The sequence below is a fragment of the Mycobacterium haemophilum DSM 44634 genome (assembly GCF_000340435.2).
GTDB classification, from domain to species: domain Bacteria; phylum Actinomycetota; class Actinomycetes; order Mycobacteriales; family Mycobacteriaceae; genus Mycobacterium; species Mycobacterium haemophilum.
This window is the reverse complement of sequence record NZ_CP011883.2, coordinates 3,129,059-3,145,280: the sequence shown is the minus strand read 5'-3', so window position 1 is coordinate 3,145,280 and position 16,222 is coordinate 3,129,059. Positions and strand designations below refer to the sequence as shown.

At 64.4% G+C, this 16,222-nt stretch carries 16 protein-coding genes and 1 pseudogene; 14 read left to right on the top strand and 3 right to left on the bottom strand.

All coding sequences use genetic code 11. The features are described 5' to 3' along the window. Positions 1-352: 352 nt before the first annotated feature. The 6 genes and pseudogenes from B586_RS14715 to B586_RS14695 all read left to right on the top strand — a co-directional run bounded on the left by B586_RS14715 (position 353) and on the right by B586_RS14695 (position 4,939). Complete coding sequence (locus tag B586_RS14715; RefSeq protein ID WP_054879572.1) at positions 353-1,267, top strand: alpha/beta fold hydrolase; 915 nt, start codon at positions 353-355, stop codon at positions 1,265-1,267. Between the two features lie 45 nt (positions 1,268-1,312). Continuing rightward, entirely contained in the window at positions 1,313-2,743 is a 1,431-nt protein-coding gene (locus B586_RS14710) for an acyl-CoA synthetase (protein ID WP_054879573.1), read from the top strand. Positions 2,744-3,062: 319 nt separating this feature from the next. Next, positions 3,063-3,359: a PE family protein gene (locus tag B586_RS14705; protein ID WP_054879574.1), complete on the top strand. Its 297-nt coding sequence runs from the start codon at positions 3,063-3,065 to the stop codon at positions 3,357-3,359. Positions 3,360-3,375: 16 nt separating this feature from the next. Further along, positions 3,376-3,951, top strand: coding sequence for a PPE family protein (locus B586_RS14700; RefSeq protein WP_054879575.1), 576 nt, complete (start codon positions 3,376-3,378; stop codon positions 3,949-3,951). A 158-nt stretch (positions 3,952-4,109) separates the two neighbouring features. After that, positions 4,110-4,283, top strand: a pseudogene (locus B586_RS20320) (PE family protein); the annotation flags it as partial. A 77-nt stretch (positions 4,284-4,360) separates the two neighbouring features. Continuing rightward, on the top strand, positions 4,361-4,939 hold the full coding sequence (locus B586_RS14695) for a PPE family protein (protein ID WP_156406793.1): 579 nt from the start codon (positions 4,361-4,363) through the stop codon (positions 4,937-4,939). A gap of 50 nt (positions 4,940-4,989) precedes the next feature. Here the strand turns inward: B586_RS14695 and B586_RS14690 are convergent, their stop codons facing one another. Next, entirely contained in the window at positions 4,990-6,255 is a 1,266-nt protein-coding gene (locus tag B586_RS14690) for an Rv1453 family transcriptional regulator (protein ID WP_054879577.1), read from the bottom strand. Between the two features lie 495 nt (positions 6,256-6,750). Here B586_RS14690 and B586_RS14685 point away from each other — a divergent pair, with 495 nt between their 5' ends. The 7 genes from B586_RS14685 to B586_RS14655 all read left to right on the top strand — a co-directional run bounded on the left by B586_RS14685 (position 6,751) and on the right by B586_RS14655 (position 11,833). Then, positions 6,751-7,056, top strand: a complete 306-nt coding sequence (locus B586_RS14685) for a PE family protein (protein WP_054879578.1) — start codon at positions 6,751-6,753, stop codon at positions 7,054-7,056. Between the two features lie 55 nt (positions 7,057-7,111). After that, entirely contained in the window at positions 7,112-7,825 is a 714-nt protein-coding gene (locus B586_RS14680) for a PPE family protein (protein WP_054879579.1), read from the top strand. 387 nt (positions 7,826-8,212) lie between these two features. Further along, positions 8,213-8,533 (top strand): PE family protein, encoded by a 321-nt coding sequence (locus tag B586_RS14675; protein ID WP_047314957.1) that lies wholly within the window; start codon positions 8,213-8,215, stop codon positions 8,531-8,533. Positions 8,534-8,588: 55 nt separating this feature from the next. After that, complete coding sequence (locus B586_RS14670) at positions 8,589-9,857, top strand: PPE family protein (protein WP_054879580.1); 1,269 nt, start codon at positions 8,589-8,591, stop codon at positions 9,855-9,857. Between the two features lie 72 nt (positions 9,858-9,929). Then, positions 9,930-10,229 carry a WXG100 family type VII secretion target gene (locus B586_RS14665; protein WP_054879581.1) on the top strand — a complete coding sequence of 100 codons (300 nt, stop codon included), beginning with the start codon at positions 9,930-9,932 and terminating at the stop codon, positions 10,227-10,229. Positions 10,230-10,296: 67 nt separating this feature from the next. Next, complete coding sequence (locus B586_RS14660; RefSeq protein WP_047314363.1) at positions 10,297-10,584, top strand: WXG100 family type VII secretion target; 288 nt, start codon at positions 10,297-10,299, stop codon at positions 10,582-10,584. Positions 10,585-10,768: 184 nt separating this feature from the next. Next, positions 10,769-11,833: a PPE family protein gene (locus tag B586_RS14655; protein ID WP_082129417.1), complete on the top strand. Its 1,065-nt coding sequence runs from the start codon at positions 10,769-10,771 to the stop codon at positions 11,831-11,833. Between the two features lie 51 nt (positions 11,834-11,884). Here the strand turns inward: B586_RS14655 and dapD are convergent, their stop codons facing one another. After that, positions 11,885-12,838 (bottom strand): 2,3,4,5-tetrahydropyridine-2,6-dicarboxylate N-succinyltransferase, encoded by a 954-nt coding sequence (gene dapD, locus B586_RS14650; protein ID WP_156166363.1) that lies wholly within the window; start codon positions 12,836-12,838, stop codon positions 11,885-11,887. A 44-nt stretch (positions 12,839-12,882) separates the two neighbouring features. Here dapD and dapE point away from each other — a divergent pair, with 44 nt between their 5' ends. Next, complete coding sequence (gene dapE / locus B586_RS14645) at positions 12,883-13,947, top strand: succinyl-diaminopimelate desuccinylase (protein WP_047315011.1); 1,065 nt, start codon at positions 12,883-12,885, stop codon at positions 13,945-13,947. 24 nt (positions 13,948-13,971) lie between these two features. Here dapE and B586_RS21655 read toward each other — a convergent pair whose 3' ends face one another. After that, positions 13,972-16,155, bottom strand: coding sequence for an AAA family ATPase (locus B586_RS21655; protein WP_054879582.1), 2,184 nt, complete (start codon positions 16,153-16,155; stop codon positions 13,972-13,974). Positions 16,156-16,222: the final 67 nt, after the last annotated feature.

Genomic DNA, 16,222 nt, shown 5'->3' with positions numbered 1-16,222 from the left:
CTCTGCGCGGTACGTACCAGCAACGTTGCCGGTGTCGAACTGACTCAAATAATCACCGCGACGCAACGTCCGCGACAGGGTAAAACCCCCCAAACCACCGCAACCGAAAACCCGCAATGGTGCACAATGCACCGACAGGCCCAGCCGACGGGCGATTCCCCCAAACCGCAGCAGCCAACAAACCCGCCATGGTGCACACTGCACACAGCACACTGCATCACCGCGTCGACGCCGGGTCAGCACAACGATCGTCCGTCACGAACTGGGCCTCGGTGAGCGCGCGCGGGCCGGGCCGTCCCCAATAACACAGACGCGACTTTTGTGGCGGCTTGTCACATGCGAAGCTCTCGGCATGGTCCTCGCTATCGCCCGCCCCAAACTTGAGGGAAACATCGCCGTCGGCAACAACCGCCAGATGGGCTTCGCCGAGTTCGGTGCTCCGCAGGGGCGCGCGGTCTTCTGGCTGCACGGAACTCCAGGTGCTCGCCGGCAGATTCCGACCGAGGCCCGGGTTTACGCGGAACACCACAACATCCGTCTGATCGGCGTTGACCGGCCTGGGATTGGTGCGTCGACACCGCATCAATACCCGGCGATAGCCGCGTTCGCCGACGACCTGCGGGTGATCGCGGACACGCTCGGAATCGGCAGGATGGCCGTCGCCGGTCTGTCCGGGGGCGGTCCCTACACCCTGGCGTGCGCTGCGCGGTTGCCTGACCGGGTGGTCGCGGCCGGCGTGCTCGGTGGCGTGGCGCCGACGACCGGCCCAGACGCGATCAGCGGCGGTGCGATGGCCCTCGGTGTGCTGGTCGCGCCGCTGCTGAAAATGGGCGGCGGCCCGCTGCGGGTGTGTGCGAGTCTGCTGATCCGGGCGGCTCGGCCGGTCGCGTCGCCCGCGCTCGACGTGTATGGCCTGCTCTCGCCGCGAGCAGACCGGCACCTGCTGGCTCGTCCTGAGTTCAAGGCGATGTTTCTCGACGATTTGCTGACCGGGAGCCGCAAGCAGCTAGCCGCGCCATTCGCTGACGTCATCGCGTTCGCCCGCCACTGGGGTTTCGGGCTGGATGAGGTGAAAACCCCGGTCCTCTGGTGGCACGGCGACCATGACCACATCATTCCGTTTTCCCATGGGGAGCACGTCGTTTCCCGGCTGCCCGATGCCAAGCTGGTTCACTTGCCCGGCGAAAGTCATCTTGCCGGGCTTGGCCGCGGCGAGGAGATCTTGTCCACCTTGATGGAGATCTGGGACCGCGACGAGCGGGCGTGACTCGGTCTCGCACCGAGCTTGCACTACCCCGGGTAACCTGCTCACGTGTTGCTGGCATCGCTGAATCCGTCCGTCGTTACCGCCACCGACATCGCTGACGCGGTACGCATTGACGGCGTCGTGCTGAGCCGCAGCGATTTGGTCGGTGCCGCAACCTCGGTGGCTGAGCGCGTCGGAGGCGCGCGCCTGGTCGCGGTGCTGGCCACGCCGACGACGTCGACGGTGCTAGCGATCACCGGTTGCCTGATCGCCGGTGTGCCGGTGGTCCCGGTGCCCGCGGATATAGGTGTGGCCGAACGCCGGCACATGCTCGCCGACTCCGGGGCACAGGCCTGGCTGGGCCCAGCACCCTGCGAGGACTCGGCGTCGGAGGGGTTGCCGCACATCCCGGTCCGACTGCATGCCCGGTCCTGGCACCGCTATCCCGAGCCGTCACCCGATGCCACCGCGATGGTGATCTACACCTCGGGTACTACCGGGCTGCCTAAGGGGGTACCGCTGAGCCGGCGAGCGATCGCCGCTGATGTGGATGCGCTCGCCCAAGCCTGGCAGTGGACGGCCGATGACGTTCTGGTGCATGGATTGCCGCTGTTTCACGTGCACGGACTGGTACTGGGTTTGCTCGGATCGCTTCGGATTGGAAATCGCTTCGTGCACACCGGAAAACCCACCCCGACCGGCTATGCCCAAGCCTGTGCTGAAGCCAGGGGATCGCTGTTTTTCGGGGTCCCCACGGTATGGTCGCGGCTGGTGGCAGACGAGGCAGTTGCCCAGGCGTTAAGACCCGCACGGCTGCTGGTGTCGGGGAGTGCCGCATTGCCGGTTCCGGTGTTTGATCGGCTAGCGCACCTCACCGGTCACCAGCCCATCGAAAGGTATGGCAGCACGGAATCATTGATCACCCTATCGACGTTGGCCGACGGTGAGCGCCGCGCCGGCTGGGTGGGCCTGCCGCTGACAGGCGTGCAGACCAGGCTGGTTGATGAGAACGGCGGTCCGGTACCCCACGACGGGGAAACCGTTGGGAGGCTTCAGGTTCGCAGCCCGACCGTGTTCGGAGGCTACCTGAATCGACCGGAAGCGACGGCCGAGGCCTTCGACGACGACGGCTGGTACCGCACCGGTGACGTCGCGGTCGTCGACAATGGCGGGATGCATCGCATCGTGGGCCGCGAGTCGGTGGACCTCATCAAGTCCGGCGGATACCGGATCGGCGCCGGCGAAATCGAGACGGCGCTGCTCGGACATCCGGACGTGCGGGAGGTGGCAGTGGTCGGGCTGCCGGACGAGGACTTGGGCCAACGGATCGTCGCATTCGTCGTCGGCTCGGCGGCACTCGGTGCTGATGAGTTGATTAACTATGTTGCCCAACAGCTTTCGATACATAAGCGGCCGCGTGAGGTCCGCTTTGTGGATGCGCTGCCGCGCAACGCGATGGGCAAGGTCCTCAAGAAGCAGTTGCTCTCCGACGGCTAACTAATGAAGTCTTTTGCCGTTGCTGGGTATTGGGTGATCGCCGAAACTAATTGAACATCAGTAAAATACGCGACCTGCTGGTGTGACTTGCGTCTTCGAGGATCAGTTTATTGTGCTTGAGTGCGGTTGCGCGGCGATGCGTCGCTGTGTAATCTGCCTGCAAGCCAGTTCTGGCAAATTCAATCTATATACATCAACTATTGCGCCCGTCGCATCGCTGCGATCGTTGGCCACTGGCTTGCGCCACCACCGCTGGCGGTGCTTGATACCCGTCTCCAAGTAATCGGCTTGGGGTTCCTTGCGAAGGACTGGAGTTGGCATGTCTTTTGTGACCGCAGTGCCTGCGACGCTGGCGGCAGCGGCTGATGTATTGCGGGGTATCCCTGCTAGCACCGCTGCGGTGTATGCCGCGGCGGGTCCGCGGACCTTTGTTACTGGCCCGGGTAACGACGTGGTGTCACGTCGGGTGGAGCGATTCTTCGGCGCGCACGCGGAGAACTATCGGGAGATCAGCGCTCGGGCTGAGTGGATGCTTGGCCGGTTTGCCGACTGCATGTCGAATGCCGCAAATCAGTATTCGACCGCCGAGGCCACCAACGACAACACCTTGGGCTGACGAAGGGAATACTGAGTTGGTTGAATCTGCAGCGTTGGGTGCCTGGGAACTGGCGTATTTTGCGTCGCAAACGCCGGAGGCCAACGCTACCAGCCTGCTTGACGGCCCGGGTCCCGCTTCACTAAAGGCCGGCCACAAGGCATGGCGCGAGGTGTATTACGGGCTATGTGAGGCAAAGCATACTTTTGAGGATGCGTTCCGGTCGTTGCAGTGGACGGGTCCGGCGGCAATCGAGATGATCCGGGCGGTCAGCTGCTATGCATTGTGGTTGGACGACACCAAAGATCTTGTCGGGGAGACCGCCAAGCAGATCGTCCGGATCGTGTCGGCCTACGATGCGGCGTGGCTGAAGATTGTGGGCCCGGATCGGATTGCCAAGAACCGCGCTCAGCTGCAGGAGCTGATCGCGAGCGACCGGTTTGGGGAAAATGCTGAGGCGATCACGGCCACGGAGGCCGAATACGAGCAGTACCGGGTGCAGAACGCCGAGGTGATGTTCCGGTATGCAAACGAGGCGACCGCGGCAATGTCGCAGGTGCTGCCGTTTGAGGAGGCGCCGCCGATCACCCATGAGGCGCGTCCACATCTATGACGTAGGCGAAATTAATGAAGGACCGCCAAATTGAGTGGCCATGTAATCGGCTGGAACCGCAGTCAGTTTACAGGAGCTGATCGCGCGCGACCGGTTCGCGAAATGCTCCGGCGATCGCGGCCGCCGAGGTTGTGTAGCGGGCCTTTGTTACTGGCCCGGGTAACGACGTGGTGTCACGTCGGGTGGAGCGATTCTTCGGCGCGCACGCGGAGAACTATCGGGAGATCAGTGCTCGGGCCGAGTGGATGCTTGGCCGGTTTGCCGACTGCATGTCGAATGCCGCAAAACAGTATTCGACCGCCGAGGCCGCCAACGACAACACCTTGGGCTGATCTCGCTGACGGCGGCACCAGCCCAGCAGCGTCGACACGAAATACAGCAATCGTTACCAGTCGAAAGGAATGTCGAGTTGGTTGAATCTGCAGCGTTGGGTGCCTGGGAAATGGCGCATTTTGCGTCGCAAACGCCGGAGGCCAACGCCACCAGCCTGCTTGGCGGCCCGGGTCCCGCCTCGCTGGTGGTGGGAGGCGCGGCGTGGCGCGAGGTGTATTTTGAGCTGGTTGAGGCAAGGCGTACTTTTAAAGATGCGTTGCGGCTGCTGCTGCAGTGGACGGGTCCGGCGGCAATCGAGATGACCCGGGCGGCCAACGGTTATCTAATATGGATGCACGACACCATAAATTCTGTCGGCGTGATAGCTAACCAGATGCTCTGTATCGCGGAGGCCTACGCCGCGGCGCAGCTAAAGATTGTGGCACCGGGTCGGATTGCCAAGAACCGCGCTCAGCTGCAGGAGCTGATCGCGAGCGACCGGTTCGGGGAAAATGCTGAGGCGATCACGGCCATGGAGGCCGAATACGAGCAGTACCGGGTGCAGAACGCCGAGGTGATGTTCCGGTATGCAAACGAGGCGACCGCGGCAATGTCGCAGGTGCTGCCGTTTGAGGAGGCGCCGCCGATCACCCATGAGGCGCGTCCGCATCTATGAGTTTGTAGCCGTAATCCTCAGGGTGCTAGCGAAATAACCCCGCCCAGAGGTTATGCCGGCACGCCATCGTTGCGACCGGCGCGGGGGCCGGAGGTGTTGGATTGGTCGCCGCGCCACTGCAGAGCTTCAAGAGCGACGGCAATGTGGACGCTGGTGTGGTCGAGGGGCCGCGGGAGGAGTTTTTCCGCGGACTCGATCCTGCGCAGCAAGGTGTTGCGGTGAGTAAATAGCCGTTTCGCGGCACGGGAGGCGTTGCACTGTTCATTGATGAACGTCAGTAACGTCTGCTGCAGCGCTGGGCTGGCTGACTCGAAATCTCCGAGCGTGCTGGTGATGAATTCTTTTGCGGCCGCTGGATTTTGGGTGATCAACGAGACCAATTGCACGTCAGCAAAGAACGCAACCTGCTGGTGCGACTTCAGCCGGGCCAAGGTGCGCTGTGCGGTAAGGGCTTCCAGATGGCTGCGTCGAAAGCCTTCGATGCCGGCTGCGCTAGTCCCGATGGCGACACGCGCCTTAGTCAGGTTGAGCAGCGCTTTCTGCACTTCCGAGACGTCCAGGGCGACCGCCTCGGCCAGCCACACCCAGCGAGCGGCGGCACTGGCGACCACGATCAGCTGCTGCGCTGACCCGACGACGTGGCTGAACGCTTCAGCGGCCTGGTCGAGGTAGCCACGGTCGCCATCAAGGTCGTCGCTCCAGATCACGGCGGCGGTATGTGTGGGGCTGAGACGATAACCCAAGCGCGCTTCGGCGCGCTCCTGAGTGACCGGGGCGCCTTCGAGAATAAGGTCGACAACTTCCAGTCGTTCGGCGTGGGTGCTGCGGGTCAGTTCGTCGTGCTCCAGTTGCATTTGCGCGGCGATGGCCTCCAGCGTGGCCGCGACGTACTCGTTGATCGATTGCGCGGACACGTCGAGCATTTCGCGTAGTTCTTGGGGGTCGGAGGTGAGTTCGAACGCGATCTCCATCCACCGTCGCCAGGCTGTGTACTCCCCGACTCGATAAATGTCGAGCGCAAGCACGTCCCGCCCGCGCCGCACCAGATCCCGTGCCATGGTCAGGGGCTCAGGGCCGAGATTGGCCGGCACCGGGGCGCCAGGGTCACGCAAATTGGCGGTAGCCCAGTGCACCAGATGGGCACGGCTGGCGCGCCGAACGACCTTGGCCAGGACCGGGTCATTAGCGATGGCGGGGTTGGCGGTGACGGTAGCGCTATCAAGTTGGTCGATCCACTCTTGGCTGGGGTTGAGCGCGATCCGTGCGCCTTCACGGATCAGCTCACGCACTCGTGGAGACGGGCGTTGCCTGGCCATGGGCACACTGTAGGGCCGATGTGTGAAGATTGACACCTCGGGTCGAGCCAAATGGGGAACATTTCACCCTTGGGCCGTCGCGGCGCAACCGTCGTCGCCAGCGTAAAATCCCTTGCCATCAGCGGTATTAATGGTGGATAGCGGGAGCACGTGGTCCCGGATATCAGAACGTATTGAACAACGGCTAGACGGCTAGTTCACCTGGGTTCTGTCGGCGGAGTTTGATTCCGGATGATTGCCGGCCTAGTGTGCATTTTGCACTTTTGGATGGGAGCAATATTGGCAAGGTCGCACCACCGGCCGGCTTGGTGGGTGCATTTTGCACCCTTGGTCTCCGTTGTTCGGGTGGATTTAACCTGTCGCAAATGTTGCCGAAAGGTAATCATTAACGCAGTTCGCGCCGCCAAGCAGTCGATAGGGAGAGCGCAGGTGACCAGGTCGCGTGATCTTTCCCCTGTAGTAGCTCGGATCCATTGAGTTTCGAGGAGGAACCACATGTCCTTTGTGTTCGCACGCCTAGACGAGCTGGAGGCGGCAGCTGGCCAGCTGCAGACCATGGGTTTCTCCTCGGCGGCAAGCAACGCCGCGGCGTACCCGGTGACCACCGCTGTTCGTCCCCCGGCTCGCGACGAGGTGTCAGCGCTGGTAGCGAGGTTTTTTAGTAACCAGGCGAAGCAGTACCACGGGTACGCCGCTCAGGCCGCGGACAATCATCAGAAGCTTATCGAGAGCTTGCGGACGGGCTCGTTTGCGTATCGGGACGCCGATTCCGACATCGCGAACGAATTCGGGATCTTCTAGCGGACGTCGCTAGCTGCACACGACTGGATACCAGCCAGCAGTAAGGAGCAACGCGATGCTGGACTTTAGTGCCTACCCACCCGAAGTTAACGCCACCCGGATGTATTTCGGTGCAGGTGCTGGCTCGATAGTAGCCGCGGCCACCCAATGGAGTGATCTGGCGACCCAGCTAAGCACCACGGCGGAGGGGGTGCAGTCAGTGCTCCAGACGTTGCTGCCGTCGTTTAGGGGTGTCGCGGCGGAGGCGCTGACCAGGCGGGTCGGGCCGTATGTGGAGTGGCTGACTACGACTGCCGCGAGCGCCCAGCGGATCGCGATCCAGCTCGGGGCCGCAGCAAAGGCCTATGAGACCGCCCGCGCGACGACGGTGCCGCCGCTGACCGTGTACGCGAACCGCGCGCAGACCATAGCGCTGAAGGCATTCAACTGGTTCGGGCAATTCTCCACCATGATCGCGGACAAGGACGCCGACTACGATCGGATGTGGGACGAAAACGCGACAGCGATGGCTACCTATCACTCTCAAGTGGTCGACGTGATAGGGCAGACGCTACCGTTTGAGGCAGCACCAAAGCTGGTCAGCGACGTCGGGCTGGTCAGACGTGTCTGGCCAGGCCTACGAGAGTCACTCGATTTCTTCGTTAGCCAGGTGGACCAGGAGCGCGACGCGACCGGCGAACTCGTGCTCAATCGGAGGATGACCGCTACTTCCACGGAGGGGACGCCGCAGTCCCAAGTCCCCACCTCACAATCCGTTCGTGGGTGCTAGTTGGCTGTGGCAAACGGGTCTGTCGATGGTCAACGGCATGGGGTCGACCCCTTAGGTGAACAATGGCTAGACGGACGGTTCACCTAGATTCTGTCGGCGGTTCTGTCGGCGGAGTTTGATGCCGGCCGATCGCCGGCCCAGTGTGCATTTTGCACCTTCGGGTAGGCAAAATTGGGAAGATCTCACCACCGGCCGGGCCGGTGGGTGCACTTTGCACCCTAGATTCCTGTTGTTCGGGTGGATTTAACCTGTTGCAAACGTTGCCGAAAGGTAATCATTAGCGCAGTTCGCACCACCAAGCAGTCGATAGGGGGAGCGCAGGTGACCGGGTCGCTTGACTTTCCCCGTGCCGTAGCTCGGATTCTTTGAGTTTCGAGGAGGAACCGCATGTCTTTTCTTGTGAATGTAGACCCACTTGCGATGACAACAGCAGCTGGCCAGCTGGAGCTGCTTGGTTCCAACACGGTGGCAGCCAATGTCGCGGCGGCCTCGGTGACCACGGTGATTCCTCCGCCGGCCGCCGACGACGTGTCACAGTATTTATCGCAGTTCTTTAGCAACCACGGGCAGGAGTATCAGGCACATGCCGCTCGGGGCGCGGTCATTCACCAGAAGTTGGTCACGAGCCTGGAGAATGGCGCGATTGACTATGTGGACGTCGAGATGCGCAACGGGCACGACTTCGACGAAGTGGATTCTTGGTTCTAGCGGACGTCGCTAGCTGCACACCAGTGGTTACCAGCGAGTAAAAGGGAGCAACGGAATGTTTAATTTCGCAGAGTTGCCGCCCGAGACCAACTCCACCCGGATGTATCTCGGCGCGGGTTCTGCCCCGATATGGGCCGCCGCCGCGGCCTGGACTGTTCTGGCCAAGGAGCTGGGTGTGGCGGCGCGCGGGTTGGAGTCAGTGCTCGCCAAGCTATTGGAGTCGTATAGGGGTGAGTCGTCGGAGGCATTGACAGGGCGGATCATGCCGTATGTGCGGTGGCTGGATCTGACCGCGGCGAGCGCCGAGGAGACCGCGACCCAGCTCGAGGAAGCGGCGGTCGCCTACGACACGGCTCGAGCGGCGACGGTGCACCCGCTGGCGGTGTACGCGAACCGCGCGCAGGTTATGGCGCTGAAGGTAACCAATCTTTTCGGGCAATTCTCCACCTTGATCGCGGCGAAGGAACTCGAATACGACGCGATGTGGGAGCAAGACGTAAAGGCGATGGTGGCCTATCAGGCGGCCGTGCTCGAGGCGACGGCGGCGACAAGGTCGACGGCGGCGTTTACGCCGGCACCGGAGATGGTCAACGAGGTCGGGCTGGTCGAAGAGTCCTTCGGTTCCTTCGTTAATGACGGGGTCGAGGAGTTCGACGAACTCATGGGGGTCGGTACTTCTAAGCTCGGTACTTCCAAGGTGGGGACGTCCAGGGTGGGGACGTCGCCACTGGGGTCCAGGGTCGCCACCAACAAAGTCGCTCTGGGGCTCTCGTCGACTGCGGCGAAGCCGTTGTGGGGGGGCGTTGCACAGCACTTGGGGCCCATGAGCAACGTCGTCTCGATGGTCAACAACAAGGTGGGGATGGCCAACACGGGTCTGTCGATGGTCAACGGCATGGGTTCGATGATGAAGAGCGTCGTTCCCACAGCGGCGGCGAAGGCTGCAGAAGTTGTGGCCGAAGGTGGCCAGGCGCTGGGCAACGCTTTCGGGTCGATGGGGCGTGGCGCGCTGGGCTCGGGCCTAGGTAGTCAGTTGACCGGCGGCTTGGGCAAGGGGGCCTCGTTGGTCGGCTCGTTGCGGGTGCCGGAAGCTTGGAGCGCGGCCAACAAGGCGGTCACGCCGGCGATGCACGCATTGTCGCCGCTCACCAGCAACATGGCTACCGCGGTAGAAAGCGGGTCGGCGCCGCTGATGGGGGGGGTACCGATGGCGCCTATGGCCTCTGGCATGGGCGGCATGGGTGGTATGGGTGGCACCGTCAACACCGTATTTAAGACCCCAACGCGTAGTTTCATAATGCCTCGCCCCTGGGCCGGCGGATAACCGCTGCGGCTCGCAACTGTGTTACCCATAACGCAACGAAATTAACGAAATCAACTGAAGGAGACACAAAGCATGACTGCACGTTTTATGACCGATCCGCACGCGATGCGGGATATGGCGCGTCGTTTTGAGGTGCACGGCCAGACGGTGGAGGACGAGTCGCACAAGATGTGGGCCTCGACGCTGAACATCGCGGGTGCGGGCTGGAGCGGGACCGCGCAGGCGACGTCCTTTGACACCATGGGGCAGATGAATCAGGCGTTTCGCAACATCGTGAACATGCTGCACGAGGTGCGTGACCAGCTAGGTGCCGCCGCCACCCGCTACGAGCAGCAAGAGCAGGCCTCCCAGCAGATCCTGCAAAGCAGCTAGCCTCGAAAACTACTGCTGTCCACGACCTTTTCTCATTCACTTTCTCAATTGAGGAGCACAAAAACTCATGTCCAGCATTAACTACCAGTTCGGGGATATCGACGCCCACGGCGCCACCATCCGCGCGCAAGCGGCGTCGTTGGAAGCCACCCATCAGGCCATCCTGGCCAGTGTGCGCGACGCCGCTGACTTTTGGGGCGGCCAGGGCTCGGCGGCATGCGAGCAGTTCATCAGTGATCTGGGACGCAACTTCCAGATGATCTATGAGCAGGCCAACGCCCACGGCCAAAAGGTGCAAGCCGCCGGTAACAACATGGCCGACACCGACCGCTCGGTCGGTTCCGCTTGGGCCTAACCTAATACCCCACCTGAGGGCCGCCCGCTGTCAACGTTGACACCGGGCGGCCTTTGGCGGTATTGAAGACAGGCGTCTCGGTTGCGAGGCGTTATCTGGCCTATAGTCTGATCAAGCTGTACCTAGGGGGGATTTGCGCGGCAATGCCTGCCGGCCTGTCCGGTAGAACAAGCGCAGCAGATAACTGATGGATTTCGGGGCGTTACCACCAGAGGTCAATTCGGCGAAGATGTATTCCGGTCCGGGTGCGGGCCCGATGTTGGCTGCTGCGGCGGCCTGGGATAGCCTTGCCGCCGATCTGTACTCGGTGGCGTCCTCGATTCAGTCAATCATCTCGGAGCTGACATTGGGGTTGTGGCTGGGCGCGTCGTCGGCGTCGATGGCCGCCGCGGCCATGCGGTATGTGGCGTGGCTAAACGTCACCGCTGCGCAGGCTAAGCAAACCGACATCCAGATCGCGACCGCGGCGGGCGCCTATGAGACGGCGTTCAGGATGACGGTGCCGCCGCAGGACGTCGAAGCGAACCGTACCCTGGTCCGGGTGTTGACCGAGACCAACATCGCCGGGGAAAACGCCCCATTGATAGCCGACGCCGAAGCGGCCTACGACGAGATGTGGGACCGGGACGTTACCGCGATGTATGGCTACGCGAACGCCGCGGCGGCCGCGGTGGCGGCGACGACGCCGTTTGAAGCGCCGCCGGAGATCGTCAACGAGACTGGCCTGGGCCAGCAGGCTATCGGCATCACCATGGGGATGCGCAACGTGCTGTCGATGCTTAGTGACAACGGTGGCATGGTCGACTCGGTGCTTTCCATGGCCGACACGGCGAGCTCGATGTTGGCGGGTGTCCTTCCCGCGGCCCCGGCGGCTGTCGAAGATACGGTGCTAGCAGTTGGTGACGAGGCTGCCGCGTTGGCGCAGGCAGTGGGCGGCGCACTGGGCCGGGCGGCGGGTGTGGTCGGCGTGGGCGGTCCGGAGCTGTCTGCGGGCTTGGGGCGGGCCATGTCGGTCGGCTCATTGTCAGTGCCGCCAAGCTGGGACGCGGCCAACCAAGCGGTCGCCCCGGCGGTCCGCGGCTTGCCGGTAACCGGCCTGGGCCATGCGGCCAACAGCGGGCCAGCCCCGCTGATGGGGGGTCTGCCGGTGGGGCAGCTGGCCCACGGCGCGGCCGGTAGCGGGGTCAGCAGTGCGCTGCGGACGCCGCCGCGCGCTTTCGTGATGCCCAGCACCCCGGCCGCCGGATAGTTCCACTTCGGCCAAAATCGCAGGAGCGCATTCATTGGTAGGGTCCGGTCGTTAGTTAGCGTGCAAGGCTTCGTTGAGCGTGCTGCCCTGACCGTCGCGGGCTACCACCTCGACCGCCCCCGTCACCGAATTGCGCCGGAACAGCAAGTTGCTGCCGCCGGAGAGTTCACGAGCCTTGACCGATTTGCCGTCCGGGGTGTTGACCTTGGTGCCGGCAGTGACATACAAGCCGGCTTCAACGACGCAGTCGTCGCCCAGTGAGATACCCAGCCCCGAGTTGGCGCCGAGCAGACACCGCTTGCCTATCGAAATGACCTGCGTGCCACCGCCGGACAGGGTGCCCATGATCGACGCTCCACCGCCGACGTCGGAGCCGTCGCCCACCACCACGCCCGCTGAGATGCGGCCCTCCACCATCGACGCGCCTAGGGTTCCGGCGTTGTAGTTGACAAAGCCCTCGTGCATCACCGTGGTGCCCGGCGCCAGGTGAGCGCCTAGCCGCACCCGGTCGGCGTCGGCGATGCGCACCCCGGTGGGGACGACATAGTCGACCATCCGGGGAAATTTGTCGACGCCATAGACGGTGACCGGTCCGTGGCGGCGCAGCCGTGCCCGGACGGCTTCGAAGCCGTCGATTGCGCAGGGGCCCCGATTGGTCCAAACCACGTTGGTCAATACCGAAAACAAGCCGTCGGCGTTCAGCCCATGCGGCGCCACCAGCCGGTGCGACAGCAGATGTAACCGCAGGTAGGCGTCGTAAGCGCCGGCGGCGGCTTCGTCCAATGAGCCGATGACCGTGCGGACCGCGATGGTCTCGGTGCCGCGGTCGTCATCGCGGCCGATCAGCGCGGCCAGCTCGGGGGGAACGTCGGACGCCGCCAGTCGTGAGGTGGCGCTGGTGCCCGATTCGGTCAGTTCCGGTGCGGGAAACCAGGTGTCGAGGATCGATCCGTCCGAGGCAAGGGTTGCCAACCCGATGCTTGCAGCTCCAGTCACGGCGGTCAGGTTACTTGCTCGGCATCCAGGGCATCACCAGTACCCTGGGATGCGTGCTGGACTTGCGGGGGGACCCAACCGAGCTGACCGCGGCGCTGGTCGACATCCCCAGCGAGTCGCGGGCCGAAGCGCGCATTGCCGACGAGGTGGAGACCGCGTTGCGGGCCCAGACCTCCGGCTTCGAGGTCGTTCGTAGCGGCAACGCCGTGCTGGCGCGCACCTCGTTGCACCGGCCGTCGCGGGTGCTGCTCGCCGGGCACCTCGACACCGTCCCCGTGGCCGGAAACCTGCCCAGCCGCCGCGAGAACGACGTGCTACACGGCTGTGGCACCGTGGACATGAAATCCGGTGATGCGGTTTTCCTGCACTTGGCGGCCACCGTGGCCGAGCCGGTGCATGACCTGACGTTGGTGTTCTACGACTGTGAGGAAATCGATTCGGCGGCAAATGGTTTGGGCCGCATCGAGCGGGAGCTGCCGGAGTGGTTGGCCGCCGACGTGGCCATCCTGGGCGAGCCCACCGGCGGCTATATCGAGGCCGGCTGTCAGGGGACACTGCGCGTCGTGATCGGTGCGGTTGGAACCCGTGCGCATTCCGCACGTTCCTGGTTGGGCGACAACGCAATCCACAAACTGGGTGCCGTGCTGGACCGGTTGGCCGCATATCGGGCGCGCACCGTCGACATCGATGGATGCGTCTACCGCGAGGGCCTATCTGCGGTGCGCATCGACGGCGGTGTCGCCGGAAACGTGATACCCGATGCGGCCTCGGTGACAGTCAACTACCGCTTTGCTCCCGACCGGTCGGTGGCCGCGGCGCTACACCACGTGCACGACGTGTTCGATGGGCTCGACGTGCAGATCGAGCAGACCGACGCGGCGGCGGGCGCGCTGCCCGGCCTGTCGCAACCGGCCGCCAAGGCCTTGGTCGAGGCGGCCGACGGGCAGGTCCGCGCGAAATACGGCTGGACGGATGTGTCGCGATTCGCCGCGCTGGGTATCCCGGCGGTCAACTACGGCCCCGGTGACCCCAACCTGGCGCATCGGCGCGACGAACGCGTGCCGGTCGCCCAGATCGGCGCCGCCGTGGACATGTTGCGCCGCTACCTCCGCGGCTGACGCTGGCCAGCGTCAAGGTGCGGTTTACCCGCAGCGTTCGGCGGCTGCGGCCGCATCGGCGGCCGCGGCGCGCATCCCGATCGCGGCCAGCTCCTCGGACACAGCCGTCAGGGCGGCAGGGTCGCGCGTGGCCAATGCGCGGGCATGGTTGACGACGATGTTGCCGACGGCACAGTCGATTTCGGCGGCCAGCCGGGTCACCGGGTCGACGGCGCGGATGTCGCCCAGCCGCACGGCGTCATGCCAGGCGTGCAGTGCCACCGCCGATTGGCCGGAACGCTCTGCTGTACGGGCGGCCTCGCGGGCCGCCGCGATCGCCCCCGTCGCGTCCCGGGCGGTGGCTTTGGTCCAGGCGCGTGCCAGCCCAAGCTCGGGTGCGAACAGTGCCGACTTCGTTCCATGCCGGGTTTCGGCGCGCCGCAACGCTTTTGCGGACTCGGGTATGTCGCCCTGCTGCGCCAGCGCCATCGCCAGCAGCATCAGCGAGAGCGGTCCCCACGAGTAGCCGGTGCGCTCTAAGGCGGCTGCTGCCGGGCCGAGCAGCGCCGCGGCGTGACCGAATTCGCCGTTAGCGATCAGCACATGCGCCAGTAGCACCTCGCCGATCGCGCGGCCTGGCTGCAGCAGTTCGGCGAAGTCGGTGAACTGCTGAGCGAGGTCGGCTGCCATGCCGAGTTGACCCGCCATCAACAGCGCGGTCGTCTGACCCAGCCCGACCGTGAAGCGCAGCAGCCCGGGATGTTCGGCGTTCAGCACACGCTGCGCCATCGGCTCGACATCGTCGAAACGGCCTTGCCGCGCCGCGCACAATGTGGCCGCGCTGGCCGCCCAGGCCACCGCCAGGTCATCGGCCGACGGTGAGCCCAGCACATTGTCGGCGATTTCGACGGCCTTCCCGACATTGCCCGCGTTCATGGCGAAGGTGGCGCTCAGCGCGTCGAGCGTGGTGCGCGGGCCCGCATCCGTGACCCGATTGCGGATGGTTTGCAGGAACGCGGTAGCCCGTTCCGGCTCGCCGAGCATAAAGAACTGATTGGCGGCCCGCAGGAGTGTCCAGGCCATCAGGTCCGGTTGCGACAGCGTCGCGGGGTCGGCCGCGGCCAGCAACGCATCGGCGTCCCGGCCCCGGCCCTGCCATGCCAGTGCATTGGCCAGCGGCAGCCGCGCCGCCAGGGCCGCCGAGTCGCCGGAACGTTGCAGCGCCGAGCGGGCCAGTCGTTCCCCCAGCGTGAGGTCGCCGAGTCGCAGCGCTTGCTCGGCGGCGGCGATGACGTCACCCACCGGCTGCGGGGCATCGCTGTCCAGCGCCAGGGACGCCAGCCGCAGCTGATCGCTGAGGTTGTCCGACGGATGCTGCGAATGCAGCACGACCAGCTCGGTGCGGCGCCGTCGCGCACCGTCGTTGCCAAGCGCGGCCCGCGCCCGCTCACCGAACAGCGGGTGCGCTGTGTAAACCACCGGGTTGTCCGCGTGTTCGCCGCGGAGCCGGGTTTCTGCCGCGCCCCATTCTTCGGCCTGCCCGACCGCGCCGTCGCCGGCGAGGGTGGTGAGGTCGGCGAGCGTCAGCGGCTCCTCGACGGCGAGGTAATCCAGCACCGTGCGCGCCGGTGCGGGTAACTCGGCGATGAATTCGTCGACCTCGGCTGGCTCGGAGGACTTTGTCACACCGCCGGGTGCGTCGATGTCGATCCGCTGCAGTAGACCGTCGGTCCACAGCGCTGCGATGGCCTCGGGTGCGGCGTCAGCGCGGGCAGTCACAATCATCCGGGCCGTGCCGGCCAGCGCTAACTGGTACACCAGTGTGGCCGACAGGACGTCCAGGTCGTGGGCATCGTCGACGACAAGCAGCAGATCGCGCTGCCGATCGTCACCGCTCAACGACGCCCGGGCCGCCCGCAATAACGCAGCCGGTTTCCCGATATGGGCCCCGAAACCAGGAAAGTCCACCAGATGGCTGAAGGCGCCGAACGGGACCGCGCGCTCGGTCGGGGTGCCGATAACCCAGCGGATGACAGTGCTCGGGTGGCCGCTGATGAAGTGTTCAGCGGCCAATCGGGCCAAGGTGGACTTGCCGACGCCATCGGGTCCAAGGACAACGGCCCCCGCGGAGCGGGACGATTCGATCCCAGGTTGTGACACCTCGCCGAGCGCAACATTCAGCTGCTCCAAGGCGGCCGCATGGTGAGGGACGTTCCATCGAATCGGCACTGCCGGATTTTAGTGCGCGCTCGGGCCGAATAGTGGTATGGCCAATGTCATGGTCTCAACGGCGTTA